Here is a 13,093-nt window from a genome sequence, read left to right as displayed (position 1 = left end):
CGGGGCCACGGCGGAGCCGGCCCGAACCGCGACCGGGCCACGGCGCAGCGGGGGCTGGGGCCTAAGGCGAGGCTGGCCCCCGGGGCCACGGCGGAGCCGGCCCGAACCGCGACCGGGCCACGGCGCAGCGGGGGCCGGGGCTGGCCGGGCCCGGGCCTAAGGCGGAGCCGGCTTCCGGGGCCGGAGCCGGGCTGCCGGGCTCGGGCGGCGGGGGTACCGCCGGAGGCTAGTGGCGGACGTTGGCGTTGACCCAGTCGACGATCGAGGTCGTCGTGGCGCCCGGGGTGAAGATTTCGGCGACGCCCTTCGCCTTCAGGGGCTCGATGTCGGCCTCCGGGATGATGCCGCCGCCGAAGACCTTGATGTCCTCCGCCTCGCGCTCCTTCAGGAGCTCCAGCACGCGCGCGAACAGCGTGTTGTGCGCGCCCGAGAGGATGGACAGACCGATCGCGTCGGCGTCCTCCTGGATCGCGGTGTCCACGATCTGCTCGGGGGTCTGGTGGAGGCCGGTGTAGATGACCTCCATGCCCGCGTCCCGCAGGGCCCGCGCGATCACCTTGGCACCGCGGTCATGGCCGTCGAGACCCGGCTTGGCAACCACCACACGGATCGGACCGGTCACACCCATCGCACTGCCTCCCGAGTGAACGAACGTTAAGTACAGCATCGCGCACGCCGCCGTTTCGCGGTCGACCACGAGGGGGAAATCACACGTGGGATGGCGTGCCGCGCCACCGCGCCGACAGCCGCACGGCACGGTGGCGTGACCCGTCGCGGTCCCAAGAGGCTTAGGGGAGGCCGTCGATGGGGCTGTCCATACCCGTGTGCATACCCGTGTCCAGGTCCGTGTCCACGTCCGGGGCCGCGTTGCGGGCCGGAATTCTCGAGGCGATCGTACTCGGCGGGCACCTCCTGCTCTATCCCTCCGGCGTACGCCAGGAGAAGCCCGGCGCAGCCGTCGGCGAGCGGGCGCCCGTCCTGCTGCTGCACGGCTTCACCGACAACCGCTCCGTCTTCGTCCTCCTGCGCCGCACGCTCGGGGCGGGCGGCCGCCGGCAGGTGGAGGCGTACAACTACTCCCCCTTCACCCGCGACCTGCGCGTCACCGCCCGCCACCTCGCCCGCCGCGTCGAGGAGCTGTGCGAGCGCACCGGGCAGGAGCGGGTGGACCTGGTCGGGCACAGCCTCGGCGGACTGGTCGGGCGGTACTACGTCCAGCGCCTCGGCGGCGACGCCCGCGTGCGCACGCTCGTCACCCTCGGCACCCCGCACTCGGGCACCCGCGTCGCCCCGTTCCTGGATGCGCACCCGCTGGTCCGGCAGATGCGCCCGGACTCCGAGGTGATGGCGGAACTGCGCGCGCCCGCGCCCGGCTGCCGGACCCGATGCGTGGCGTTCTGGAGCGAGTTCGACGTGCTGATGGCCCCGACCGGGACGGCGCGTATCGAGCACCCCGACCTGATCACGGAGAACGTGCAGGTCACCGGCATCGGCCATCTCGCCCTGCCCGCGCACCCGAGTGTCATCGCCGCGGTCCGGCGCGCCCTGGACGGCCCCGGCCTGGCCGCGGTCGCGCGCCCCGGAACCGCCTCCGTCGCCTGAACACCAACCGGCGGAAACTCGAACGGATTTCGAACTCAAGGCCAAGGCTGCGTCTTCCAGCGACCGAAAGACGGCCGAATGCCCGGTTCCCCCGAGCCTGAACACCTCGGAAGATTGTCGTTGCCAGTAACCGCCGGGTACAGTCACGCCACTGCTCTCCCCGAGGAACATCACATTCCTCGGCCACCCAGGCCCCCACTGCCGAGGCGAAAGAGAAGTTGGTGAACGACCGCCCCTCGTCGGGCCAGTACCCCGATTACGGGTATGACGGCCTTTCCACCACCACTTTCGCTGGTGACTCGGCGCAGGTTTCCTATGAAACGCAGGTTTCCTACGAAACCCAGGGCCAGGGCTATAACTACGCTGCCTACGGGTCGTATGACACGGGTGCGTACGACGCCACCGCGTGGACCACGCAGGAGAGTTACGCCCAGCCTTCCCAGGACGGCTACCTGTCCACCATCCCTGCCCAGGGCGTCCCCGAGGACACCACGGGCCAGTGGGATGCGAGTGCCTGGAACACGCCGAGTACGGACTACCAGCAGGCCACGGCGTTCGGCTACGACGCCGTCTCCGTGGACCAGACCGCGACCGGGAACTGGTCCGTGCCGGGCTACGGCACGGCCGGTACCGAGACGGGCGCCTACGACGCCACCGCCTGGAACACCGTTCCGCAGGAACAACCCCAGCAGGAACACCAGGCTTACGAGTACACGTACGACTACGCGTACCAGCCCGAGCAGCAGCCCGAGCAGCAGCCCGCGTACGACTACGCCGCCGAGGCCTACAGCCAGACCGCCGTGTTCGAGGTCGTCGAAGACGGCGGCGACGCGGACCCGGACGCGGACCCGAACCCGGACCCGGTGCACGACCTGCCCACGCAGGCCATGCCCGTCACGTCCGCGGCGGCGCCGCTCGAACCCCGTGCCTCGCGCCGCGCCGGCGCCAAGGGCTCGGCGAAGTCCTCGGCCAAGTCCTCGGCCAAGCCCGCCGCCGCGAAGAGCAGCAGCAGCGGCGGCAACAGCCGCCGCCGGACCCCGGCGAAGCGTTCCGCCCTGCTCACGGTGGCCGTGCCCTCGGCTTGCGTGATGGGCGTCGCGGGAATCGCCGCCGCCTCCGTGGGCGGGCTCACCGGCGCCGACAAGCCGGCCGACGACTCCACCACCACCATGGCCGCGCCCGACCCGGCCTCGGTGAAGCCGGTCGCGGCGAACAGCAAGCTCGACACCCAACTGGTCGCGCTCAGCGCCGACGCGGGCGACTTCGCGGACCGCGCGAGCCGTACGCAGGAACGCCTCGACCTGCACCAGCGCCAGGAGGACGAGAAGAAGAGGAAGGCGGAGGAGGCCGCGGCCAAGGAGGCGGCGCGCCCCAAGTTCGCGATCCCCGTCGAGCAGCACGGCCTCAGCGCCACCTTCGGGCAGGCCGGCGGCATGTGGATGTCCGTGCACACCGGCATCGACTTCCCGGTCTCCTACGGCACCTCGGTCATGGCCGCCACCGACGGCACCGTGCGCACCCAGTACAACAGCGCCTACGGGAACATGGCCATAGTCACCGCGGCCGACGGCACCGAGACCTGGTACTGCCACCTCAGCAGCACCAAGATCCGCTCCGGGAAGGTCAAGGCCGGCGACGTCATCGCGTACTCCGGCAACTCGGGCAACTCCACCGGACCGCACCTCCACTTCGAGGTTCGGCCGGGCGGCGGGGCCGCGATCGACCCCCTGCCGTGGCTCCGCAGCCACGACCTGGACCCGAACTAAAGCCTCCCCGGCCCCGAGCCCGGCTCCGACCCAGGTCCCCGCCGAAGCGCAGACCGCCGAAGCCGAAGCCGAACCCCCCCGCCCCCGCTACAGCTTCTGCACCGGCGCGTAACGCAGCAGCAGCCGCTTGGGCTTCTCGTCCCCGAAGTCGATGGTGGCCTGCGCGTCCGCGCCGGCTCCCCTGACCTCCATGACGGTGCCCAGCCCGAACTGGTCGTGCGTGACCCGGTCCCCGACCACCAGCGCGATGACCGGCTTGTCGGCCGCCCGGCGCGTGGCGAACCCGGACGGGCCCGACTTCGTGCGCGACGAGGACAGGAACGACTCCGGCGAGGTCCCGAAGGTCGCCTTGCCCCCGCCCGAAGACCCGTACCCCGAGCTGCGCATCGGGCCGGCCGGCTTCTGCGCCGCGCCCGTGCGCTTCCACTGCAGGTATTCGGCCGGGATCTCCTCGAGGAACCGCGACGGCGGGTTGTACGAGGGGGTGCCCCAGGCGCTGCGCATGGTCGACCGGGTCAGGTAGAGCCGCTCGCGCGCACGCGTGATGCCGACGTACGCCAGGCGGCGCTCCTCCTCCAGCTCCTTGGTCTGGCCCAGCGCCCGCATGTGCGGGAAGACCCCGTCCTCCATGCCGGTCAGGAAGACCACCGGGAACTCCAGGCCCTTGGCGGTGTGCAGGGTCATCAGCGTGATGACGCCGGTGCCTTCGGTGTCCTCGTCCGGGATCTGGTCCGAGTCGGCGACGAGCGCGACCTGCTCCAGGAACTCGGCGAGCGTCCCGCTGCCGGGAGCCGGGGCCCCGGTCTCGGCCGCTTCAGCCGCCGCGGCCTCCCGCGCCTGCTCGAACTCCAGGGCCACGGCCGCCAGTTCCTGGAGGTTCTCGATCCGCGTCTCGTCCTGCGGGTCGGTCGAGGCCTGGAGCTCGGCCAGGTAGCCCGTACGCTCCAGCACCGCCTCCAGCACCACGGCCGGGCCCGCGCCCGAATCGACGATGGTCCGCAGCTCCTCCATCAGGACGTTGAACCGCTTGACCGCGTTCGTCGAGCGCGCGGCCATGCCGAAGGCCTCGTCCACGCGCCGCAGCGCCTGCGGGAAGGTGATCTTCTCGCGCATGGCGAGCGCGTCGATCATGGCCTCGGCCCGCTCGCCGATACCGCGCTTGGGTACGTTCAGGATGCGGCGGAGCGGGACGTTGTCCTCCGGGTTCGCCAGTACGCGCAGGTACGCGAGGACGTCGCGGACCTCCTTGCGCTCGTAGAACCGGACGCCGCCGACGACCTTGTAGGGCAGCCCGACGCGGATGAAGATCTCCTCGAACACGCGGGACTGCGCGTTGGTCCGGTAGAAGATCGCGACGTCGCCGGCCTTGGCGTCGCCCGCGTCCGTCAGCCGGTCGATCTCGTCGGCGACGAACTGCGCCTCGTCGTGCTCGGTGTCCGCGACGTAGCCGGTGATGCCCGCGCCCGTACCGGCCTGGGTCCACAGGTTCTTGGCCCGGCGGTTCTCGTTGCGCTCGATCACCGCGTTGGCGGCCGACAGGATCGTCTGCGTGGAGCGGTAGTTCTGCTCCAGCAGGATCGTCGTCGCGTCCGCGTAGTCCTCTTCGAACCGGAGGATGTTGCGGATGGTCGCGCCGCGGAAGGCGTAGATCGACTGGTCGGCGTCGCCCACCACGCACAGCTCGGCGGGCGGCAGGTCCGGATAGCCGGTGCCGACGAGCTCGCGCACCAGCGTGTACTGGGCGTGGTTGGTGTCCTGGTACTCGTCGACCAGTACGTGCCGGAAGCGGCGACGGTAGTGCTCGGCGACGTCCGGGAACGCCTGGAGCAGGTGCACCGTGGTCATGATGATGTCGTCGAAGTCGAGCGCGTTCGCCTCGCGCAGCCGCCCCTGGTACATCGCGTACGCCTGGGCCAGCGTCTTCTCGAAACCGTCCACGGCCTGACCCGCGAAGGCGTCCTCGTCGATCAGCTCGTTCTTCAGGTTCGAGATCTTGGCGCTGAAGGCCTTGGGCGGGAACTTCTTCGGGTCCAGGTCCAGGTCGCGGCAGACGAGCGCCATCAGGCGCTTCGAGTCGGCCGCGTCGTAGATCGAGAACGAGGACGTGAAGCCGAGCCGCTTGGACTCGCGGCGCAGGATGCGGACGCAGGCGCTGTGGAAGGTGGACACCCACATGGCGTTGGCGCGCGGCCCGACCAGGCTCTCGACGCGCTCCTTCATCTCGCCGGCGGCCTTGTTGGTGAAGGTGATCGCCAGGATCTGGCCGGGGTGGACGCCGCGCGCGGACAGCAGGTGTCCGATGCGGTGGGTCAGCACCCGGGTCTTGCCGGAACCGGCGCCGGCCACGATGAGCAGCGGCGATCCCGCGTGCACCACGGCCGCGGCCTGCTGCTCGTTCAGCCCGTGCAGGAGCGTCGCCGGGTCGATGACGGGCCTGGGGGCGCCGTCCCGGTAGTACGCGTCCCCGGACATGGGTACGTCGAACCGGCCGCCGAAGAGGTCGTCCGCGCCCGTGTCCGGGGCGGGGTGGTCCTCGGGCGGCGGCGGGACCTCGTCGGAGGGGGAGAGGTCCGCCAGGAAACTGTCGTCAAAGAGGCTGCTCATCGCCTTCCGAGTCTAGGGGGCGGGACCGACAGTCGGTCCCGGGCCCGGAAAATCGAGCGAATCGGAGGCGATTCGAAGCGGATCCGAGGCCGGGACCGCCCGGCCGCGCCGACCGGGGCGGGCCGCCGGCCGGTTCAGCCGAGCACGAGCTCCAGCAGCCCCGGGAAGCGCTGCTCCAGGTCGTCCCTGCGCAGCACGAGGTAGAGCTTGCGGCCCTGGGGCTGCTGGCAGATCACCCCGCTCTCGCGCAGCGTCCTGAGGTGGTGCGTGACGCTCGACCTGGGCAGGTCCGGGACGACCTCGCCACAGAAGGCCGCCTCGCCGGAGGCGAGTTTGCGGACGATCTCCAGCCGGACGGGGTGGCCGAGCGCGGCGAGGACCTCGACGAGTTCGAGGCGGTCGGCGGTGGGGTGGGTCAGCTCGGCAGCGGCAGGCATGCCCTCACTGTACGCAGAACTCGTACGGATGTACCCGACGCCATTGCCAGACCGTACGAAGATCTCGTACAGTCCAACCGTACGAAATCTTCGAACGGTCGGACGGCACACACGGCCGCGCCGCCCGCACCGCACACCCAGCCCCGTGAGGACACCCCATGCCCGACACCGCTACCCCCCTCGACGACGCCGCACTCGCCGCGTCCCTCGACGGCGGTTTTTCCAGCCACCACGCCGAGGTCAACGGGACGCGCCTGCACTACGTGACCAACGGCGGCGACGGCGAGCCGCTCGTCCTGCTCGGCGGCTGGCCGCAGACCTGGTGGCAGTGGCACAAGGTGCTGCCGGAGCTGGGCCGCCGGTTCCGGGTGATCGCCGTCGACCTGCGCGGCATGGGCGGCTCCGCCAAGCCCGAGGGCGGCTACGACAAGAAGACGATGGCCGCCGACATCCGCGCCCTGCTCGCCCACCTCAACATCGGATCCGCCCACATCGCCGGTCACGACATCGGCGCGATGGTCGCCTACGCCCACGCCGCCAACCACCCCGAGGCCACCGGCCGGGTCGCCCTGCTCGACGTCGCGCACCCCGACCCCAACTGGGCCCGGCAGCCGCTGCTCCCCGAGCCGGGGCGGATCCACAAGTGGTGGTTCGCCTTCAACCAGGTGCAGGACCTGCCCGAGCAGCTGCTCGCCGGCCGCTACCACGTCCTGCTGGACTGGCTGTTCTCCCGCGCCGCCACCGACCCCGCCACCATCGACTCCCACTCCCGGGCGGTGTACGCGGCCGCCTACGACTCCCCGGAGGCGATCCGGGCGAGCAACGACTGGTACCGGGCCTTCACCCAGGACATCGCCGACCTCGCCGGCTACGCCCCGGTGACCACGCCGCTGCTCGCCCTCGGCGGCGAATTCAGCAACTACGAGCTGCTGACCCGCGCGGTGCCGGAACTGGGCACCGACACACAGGTCGTGCGCATCGACGGCAGCGGGCACTACCTCCCGGAGGAGCGGCCGGAGGCGGTCACGGCGGCGCTGGTGAAGTTCCTCGGCTGAACCCCCGCAAACCAGTAGCAACCCGCCGCAAACCCGCCGCCGGCCGCCCCGTACGCTCGAGGCCATGACTGTATTGATCAACGTCTTCCTCGGCCTGCACATCATCGGGATAGCCTCGCTCCTCGGCGGGTTCCTGACCCAGATGAAGGCGATGGGCGCGGGCACCGCCCGCTTCGTGCCGGCGATGCTGCACGGCGCGCTGACCATGCTCGTCACGGGCGTCCTGCTCGTCGGCTTCCGCCAGATGGACGGCGGCCACCTCGACCACATCAAGATCGGCGTGAAGCTCGCGATCCTCTTCGTGGTCCTCGCCCTCGTCTACGTCAAGCGCGACGAGGAGCGGGTGGACAAGGCCCTGTTCGGTGCGGTCGGCGGGCTGACCATGGTCAATATCTTCATCGCCGTCCTCTGGCACTGACCTCACCGCGATACGGAAGCGACAGTTTCGGCCGCATCGGGCCACTTACGATCATCTCGTCATCCGACCGTTACCTTCGGGTCTAGCGTCCTCCTCCAAGCACCGGGCACGTGCCGACAGGCACCGGGAGAAGAAGGACGTGAGGCCCTCGTGGCCAGTCATCGAAAGCCCAGGCAGCGCCCGCTCTCCGGCGGCACCGTACGGACGACCGCCGCCACCCTCGCCCTCGCGGGCGCTGCCACCGCCACCGCGTTCGAAGGCACCTCCCAGGCCGACACCCAGCCGACGCCCTCCCAGGTCAAGGCGGAGGTGGACCGGCTCTACGAGGGGGCCGAGGCCGCGACCGACCGGTACAACGGGGCGAAGGAGAAGGCCGACGAGGCCCAGCGCGCGCTGACCGACCTGCGCGACGAGACCGCCCGCAAGACCGACCAGCTCAACACCGCCCGCAGCGCGCTCGGTTCGCTCGCCGCCACCCAGTACCGCAACGGCACCCTGGGCGCCGCCGTCCAGCTGGCGATGGCCGACGACCCGCAGGAGTACCTGGACCGGGCCTCCTTCATCACCCGCGCCGGGGACCGCAACGCCGCCGCGATCTCCTCCGTACGCCACCGGCTCGACGAGGTCGGGCAGCTCGAGGACCGGGCCGCCGGACGGCTGGCCGACCTGCGCGCCCGGCAGGACGAACTCGCCGACCGCAAGGCCGAGATCGAGGGGAAGCTCGCCGCCGCCCGGCAGTTGCTGGCCCGGCTCACCGCCGAGGAGCGGGCCGCGTACGAGGCCCGGTCCGCCGGCAGCGCCCCCGCCGACGGGCAGCACACGGCCCCGGCGCCCTCCGATGGTTCGCGGGCCGCCCGCGCCGTGGCCTTCGCGTACGGGGCGATCGGCAAGCCGTACGTCTGGGGCGCGACGGGGCCGGGTTCCTTCGACTGCTCGGGCCTGACCCAGGCGTCCTGGCGCGCGGCCGGGGTCTCGCTGCCCCGCACCACCTACACCCAGATCAACGCCGGGCAGCGGGTCTCGCGCGACCAGCTGGCCCCCGGCGACCTGGTGTTCTTCTACTCCGGGGTCACCCACGTCGGCATGTACATCGGCAACGGCCAGATGATCCACGCCCCCCGGCCCGGCTCGACGGTCCGCGTGGCCCCGATCGACTCGATGCCGTGGGCCGGAGCCTCCCGCCCGGCGTGACGGCCGTTACGGCGCCTTGACCACACCGGTGAGCCACTGGAAGGTCTGCGGCAGCTGCTTCGACCACGACTCGAGGTTGTGGCCGCCGGCCACCTTCTCCGCGTGCACCACGGTCGGGTTCTTCGCGATCGCCTTGAGGTCCATGCCGGACAGGTAGCCGTCCTGCTCGGCCCCCGACATCCACAGCGAGACCGCCGGCGGCGTGGGCGCGGCCCCCAGTACGGCCTTCAGGTTGTGTGTGACGCGCAGCTGCGGGTCCTTGGCGACCAGCGAGGAGGGCTCCTGGCCCGGGTCGTTGTAGCCCGACAGGGACACGGCCGCGCTGTAGCGGTCGGGGTGGGCGATGGCCAGCTTGGCGGCGCAGTACGCGCCGGCCGAGTACCCGGCCACGCCCCAGGTGCGGGCCTCGTCCGAGGCGCGGAAGTTGTCGGTGACCATCTTGCGGACGTCGACGCTGAACCAGCTGTCCGCGTTGACCTTGCCGGGGATGTTGGCGCAGCCGGTGTCGGCGTTGCCGAGCAGCATGGCGCGCGGGGAGACCAGGATGAAGGGCTTGACCTTGCCCTCCTTCATCAGCGGCTCCAGCACCTGGTGCGCCTTGAGCCCCTGGAACCAGGACTTGCCCGTCCCGGGTATGCCCGGGATCAGCTCGACCACCGGGAACTTCTTGTCCTTGTAGGCCGGGTCGTCGTACTGCGGCGGCAGCCACACCATGACGTCGCCCTTGACCCCGGAGACCTTGCCGTCGAGTTCGGTCTTCCTGACCCGCCCGCCGAGGCCGTCGACCACCTCGAAGGCCTGGTGCACCTTCGGCTCCGCCTTGACCTCCGCGGCCTTCTTCCCGCCGAGTCCGTCCGCGCCCAGATCGGGGGCGGCGGTGACGTACTTGCCGGTGCCGAACAGGTCGCCCCAGGACGCGTAGAAGGTCATGTCCCGGTTGACCCCGATGAACACCAGGGCGATGGCGGTGGCCTGGGCGAACACCACCATCGACGCGCGGGTGGCGACCCGTACGACGGCGGGCCCGCGCGCCTTGCTCCACAGCAGCAGCGGCAGGAGGACGGCGATCGCGGTCAGCGCGACCGCCGTCGCGAAAAGGGGGGTCCCCGTCAGGCTCATCACGGCAACGAAGAGTGCCGCGCGACACGCTCCGGTTGCCCTGGGCGCCTGCGGCATGGATCACACCGGCCGGGAGGGAGCCCCTCCCGGGTCACACCAGCCGGCGGGCGGTCGCCCAGCGGGTCAGTTCGTGGCGGTTGGAGAGCTGGAGCTTCCTGAGGACCGCCGAGACGTGCGATTCCACCGTCTTCACCGAGATGAAGAGCTGTTTGGCGATCTCCTTGTACGCGTACCCGCGCGCGATCAGCCGCAGCACCTCGCGCTCGCGCTGCGTGAGCCGGTCCAGGTCCTCGTCCACGGGGGGCGCGTCCGTCGAGGCGAAGGCGTCGAGCACGAAGCCGGCCAGCCGCGGCGAGAACACCGCGTCCCCGTCCTGCACCCGGAAGACCGAGTCCACCAGGTCGGTGCCGGTGATGGTCTTGGTGACGTACCCGCGCGCGCCGCCCCGGATGACCCCGATGACGTCCTCGGCCGCGTCCGACACCGACAGGGCCAGGAACCGCACCGGGTTCTCGGCCGCCGTCATCAGCGGGGCGCAGCGGCGCAGCACCTCGACGCCGCCGCCGCCGGGCAGGTGCACGTCCAGGAGCACCACCTCGGGGCGGGTGGCGGTGATGACGGTGACGGCCTGGTCCACGTCGGCCGCCTCGCCGACGACCTCGACCCCGGTCCGCCCGGTCTCGCCGATCTCCGCCTGCACGCCCGTACGGAACATCCGGTGGTCGTCGACGAGCACCACCCGGACCCTCCTGGTCTCCGTCACAGCGCTGCCCTCGGTCTCGGTCATGCCGTTGCCGCCCTCTCCATCTCCAGCTCGACTTCCGTGCCGCCGTCGGGCGCGGACCGCAGCCGCGCGGTCCCGCCGTTGCGCTGCATCCGGCCGATGATCGATTCTCGTACGCCCATCCGGTCGTCCGGTACCGCGTCGATGTCGAAGCCCGGTCCGCGGTCGCGTACGGACACGAACACCGTCCGGCCCTCCACTTCGGCGTACACCTGCACCGGCCCGCCCTCGCCACCGTACTTGGCGGCGTTGACCATCGCCTCGCGCGCGGCCTGGATCTGTGCGCCCAGCCTGTCGTCGAGCGGGCAGTCGCCGACGACGACGACCTCGATGGGGACGCCGTGGTGGTCCTCCACCTCGGCGGCGGTCTTCTTCACGGCCTCGGCCAGCGTCGCCGGTTCCTCGGCCTCGTCCTTGCCGGTGCCCTCGGGCTTGTACAGCCAGTTCCGCAGCTCCCGCTCCTGGGCCCGCGCGAGGCGGCGTACCTCCCCGACGTCCTCGGCGTTGCGCTGGATCAGGGTGAGGGTGTGCAGGACGGAGTCGTGGACGTGGGCGGCGACCTCGGCGCGCTCCTGGGCGCGGATGCGCATCAGGCGCTCCTCGGAGAGGTCCTGGGTCATCCGGATCAGCCAGGGTCCGGCGAGCAGGGCGACGCCGACGAGGACGGCGAGGGTGGCGGTGAGCACGTTGCCCAGCTGGGCCGCGGAGCCGCGCACGACGATGAACACGGTGAGGCCCACGCCGACCAGCGCGACGCCCGCGAGCGCGCGGGCGACCTGGAACAGCCGCCCGTGGCGGCCGACGGCCTCGTTCCAGTGGGCGCGGCGGGCGTTGTCGGCCTGGCGCCATACGAGGACCACCCCGGCCCCGACCAGCAGCGTCGGCCACACGTAACGGCCGGACGCGCCGCCGAGCTGGACCTTGGAGATGAAGATGCCGGCGCCGATGCACAAGGCGATCACGGCGGTGATCTGGCCGCGCTCGGGCTTGCGCAGACGGCGCGTGCCGTCGGGGAGGGTCTCGAAGAAGGAGCGGTGCCCGGTGCGGCCTCCGACGCCGAGCGGTACGAACACCCAGAACGCGGCGTACAGCAGGATGCCGAGGCCGTCGCCCCACATGAACAGCAGCAGGAAGGCGAGCCGTACCCAGATGACGGGCAGTCCGAGGTGCCCGGCGAGTCCGCGCGCGACGCCGCCGAGCATCCGTCCGTCGGCGCTGCGGTAGAGCTTGCGCTGCGGGACTTCGTCGGAATCGGGTGCGTGCGGGATACGGGGGGCGGCGACGGCGGGCATGTCACCGATGGTCACACGCGCGGGGGCCGCCCGGCATCAGGGCGGCCCCCCACTTCTGTCCGGGGGATATCAGGGTTGTCCCAGGGTCGGGCCGGATGCCCGGAGGGTCGGCGGCCCGTCACCATGGACGCATGACCGAAGTGCACGACACCCCGCCGGCCGGGTCCGGCGCCGCCGCCCCGCCGCCTGCCGAGCGTCCGCCGCTGCGCCGCGGCAAGCGCGACAAGGTACTGGCCGGCGTGTGCGGTGGCCTGGGCCGGTACTTCGACCTGGACCCGGTCGTCTTCCGGATCGTGCTGGGCGTGCTCGCGGTCACCGGCGGCGTCGGCCTGATCTTCTACGGCTTCGCGTGGCTGCTGCTGCCCCTGGAGGGCGAGGACGACAGCGAGGCCAAGAAGCTGCTGACGGGCCGGGTCGAGGGCGCGACCCTGGCGGCGGTGTTCGCCGCGCTGGTGGGCTGCGCGCTGTTCCTGTCGATGCTGGACAACGGCGGGCTGGCGGTCTTCTCCGTCCTGGTCGTGCTCGCGCTGGGCGGGGCCTCGTACTGGTCGCAGCGCCGCCGCAGCGCCCCCGCCCCGCAGGCGCAGGCACCCGCGGCGGCCGCGCACCGCACCGCCGCGGCGGAGACGAAGGCGCCGCCCGAGACGCAGGCGCCGCCCACCCCGGGCGGCCCGTCCTGGTGGCGGGATCCGCTGGTCAAGGACGGCACCACCGGGCCGGTCGGGTCCAGCGGGTACCTGTGGGGCCCGGACGATTCGGCCGATGCCGCCGCAGGGTGGAGCCCACTCCGGGCACCCGGTGGTCGAAGACCCGGATGGGTACGGT

At 71.6% G+C, this 13,093-nt stretch carries 12 protein-coding genes; 6 read left to right on the top strand and 6 right to left on the bottom strand.

The window, feature by feature from the left end; all coding sequences use genetic code 11:
* Positions 1-226: 226 nt before the first annotated feature.
* Positions 227-628, bottom strand: coding sequence for a cobalamin B12-binding domain-containing protein (locus ACFWBF_RS33910; protein ID WP_385608527.1), 402 nt, complete (start codon positions 626-628; stop codon positions 227-229).
* 176 nt (positions 629-804) lie between these two features.
* Between ACFWBF_RS33910 and ACFWBF_RS33905 the strand changes: the two genes are divergently transcribed.
* Both ACFWBF_RS33905 and ACFWBF_RS33900 read left to right on the top strand, forming a co-directional pair.
* Positions 805-1,602, top strand: coding sequence for an esterase/lipase family protein (locus ACFWBF_RS33905; RefSeq protein ID WP_385608525.1), 798 nt, complete (start codon positions 805-807; stop codon positions 1,600-1,602).
* A 221-nt stretch (positions 1,603-1,823) separates the two neighbouring features.
* Entirely contained in the window at positions 1,824-3,368 is a 1,545-nt protein-coding gene (locus ACFWBF_RS33900) for a M23 family metallopeptidase (RefSeq protein WP_385608523.1), read from the top strand.
* An 87-nt stretch (positions 3,369-3,455) separates the two neighbouring features.
* Here ACFWBF_RS33900 and pcrA read toward each other — a convergent pair whose 3' ends face one another.
* The gene (gene pcrA, locus ACFWBF_RS33895; RefSeq protein WP_385608521.1) at positions 3,456-5,972 is read right to left on the bottom strand and encodes a DNA helicase PcrA; all 2,517 of its coding nucleotides are present in this window, start codon (positions 5,970-5,972) and stop codon (positions 3,456-3,458) included.
* Positions 5,973-6,106: 134 nt separating this feature from the next.
* Positions 6,107-6,409, bottom strand: a complete 303-nt coding sequence (locus ACFWBF_RS33890) for an ArsR/SmtB family transcription factor (protein ID WP_385608519.1) — start codon at positions 6,407-6,409, stop codon at positions 6,107-6,109.
* A gap of 158 nt (positions 6,410-6,567) precedes the next feature.
* Here ACFWBF_RS33890 and ACFWBF_RS33885 point away from each other — a divergent pair, with 158 nt between their 5' ends.
* The 3 genes from ACFWBF_RS33885 to ACFWBF_RS33875 all read left to right on the top strand — a co-directional run bounded on the left by ACFWBF_RS33885 (position 6,568) and on the right by ACFWBF_RS33875 (position 9,073).
* Entirely contained in the window at positions 6,568-7,464 is an 897-nt protein-coding gene (locus ACFWBF_RS33885; RefSeq protein ID WP_385608518.1) for an alpha/beta fold hydrolase, read from the top strand.
* Positions 7,465-7,528: 64 nt separating this feature from the next.
* Entirely contained in the window at positions 7,529-7,882 is a 354-nt protein-coding gene (locus tag ACFWBF_RS33880) for a hypothetical protein (RefSeq protein WP_385608517.1), read from the top strand.
* A gap of 150 nt (positions 7,883-8,032) precedes the next feature.
* The gene (locus ACFWBF_RS33875; protein WP_385608515.1) at positions 8,033-9,073 is read left to right on the top strand and encodes an NlpC/P60 family protein; all 1,041 of its coding nucleotides are present in this window, start codon (positions 8,033-8,035) and stop codon (positions 9,071-9,073) included.
* Positions 9,074-9,079: 6 nt separating this feature from the next.
* Here the strand turns inward: ACFWBF_RS33875 and ACFWBF_RS33870 are convergent, their stop codons facing one another.
* The 3 genes from ACFWBF_RS33870 to ACFWBF_RS33860 all read right to left on the bottom strand — a co-directional run bounded on the left by ACFWBF_RS33870 (position 9,080) and on the right by ACFWBF_RS33860 (position 12,268).
* Positions 9,080-10,192 carry an alpha/beta hydrolase gene (locus ACFWBF_RS33870; RefSeq protein ID WP_385608513.1) on the bottom strand — a complete coding sequence of 371 codons (1,113 nt, stop codon included), beginning with the start codon at positions 10,190-10,192 and terminating at the stop codon, positions 9,080-9,082.
* Between the two features lie 91 nt (positions 10,193-10,283).
* A complete protein-coding gene (locus ACFWBF_RS33865) occupies positions 10,284-10,979 on the bottom strand; it encodes a LuxR C-terminal-related transcriptional regulator (RefSeq protein WP_385234716.1) in 696 nt (231 codons plus the stop codon).
* Positions 10,976-12,268, bottom strand: coding sequence for a PspC domain-containing protein (locus tag ACFWBF_RS33860; protein WP_385608511.1), 1,293 nt, complete (start codon positions 12,266-12,268; stop codon positions 10,976-10,978). Before ACFWBF_RS33860 ends, ACFWBF_RS33865 begins: the two co-directional genes overlap by 4 nt.
* A 131-nt stretch (positions 12,269-12,399) precedes the next feature.
* Here ACFWBF_RS33860 and ACFWBF_RS33855 point away from each other — a divergent pair.
* Positions 12,400-13,093, top strand: a 694-nt coding sequence (locus ACFWBF_RS33855; RefSeq protein ID WP_385608510.1) for a PspC domain-containing protein, incomplete at its 3' end; no start/stop codon positions are given.

The organism is Streptomyces sp. NPDC060028, assembly GCF_042736725.1.
Taxonomy (GTDB): Bacteria; Actinomycetota; Actinomycetes; order Streptomycetales; family Streptomycetaceae; genus Streptomyces.
Note: the sequence above shows the minus strand (reverse complement) of the source record. Positions and strands in the feature narration are given on the sequence as shown.

Excerpts from the sequence above, each read along its gene's own strand:
- ACFWBF_RS33905 (WP_385608525.1), top strand. The coding sequence starts at position 805 with ATGGGGCTGTCCATACCCGTGTGCATACCCGTGTCCAGGTCCGTGTCC.
- ACFWBF_RS33865 (WP_385234716.1), bottom strand. The coding sequence starts at position 10,979 with ATGACCGAGACCGAGGGCAGCGCTGTGACGGAGACCAGGAGGGTCCGG.
- ACFWBF_RS33880 (WP_385608517.1), top strand. The coding sequence starts at position 7,529 with ATGACTGTATTGATCAACGTCTTCCTCGGCCTGCACATCATCGGGATA.
- ACFWBF_RS33870 (WP_385608513.1), bottom strand. The coding sequence starts at position 10,192 with ATGAGCCTGACGGGGACCCCCCTTTTCGCGACGGCGGTCGCGCTGACC.
- ACFWBF_RS33885 (WP_385608518.1), top strand. The coding sequence starts at position 6,568 with ATGCCCGACACCGCTACCCCCCTCGACGACGCCGCACTCGCCGCGTCC.
- ACFWBF_RS33890 (WP_385608519.1), bottom strand. The coding sequence starts at position 6,409 with ATGCCTGCCGCTGCCGAGCTGACCCACCCCACCGCCGACCGCCTCGAA.
- ACFWBF_RS33860 (WP_385608511.1), bottom strand. The coding sequence starts at position 12,268 with ATGCCCGCCGTCGCCGCCCCCCGTATCCCGCACGCACCCGATTCCGAC.
- pcrA (WP_385608521.1), bottom strand. The coding sequence starts at position 5,972 with ATGAGCAGCCTCTTTGACGACAGTTTCCTGGCGGACCTCTCCCCCTCC.
- ACFWBF_RS33910 (WP_385608527.1), bottom strand. The coding sequence starts at position 628 with ATGGGTGTGACCGGTCCGATCCGTGTGGTGGTTGCCAAGCCGGGTCTC.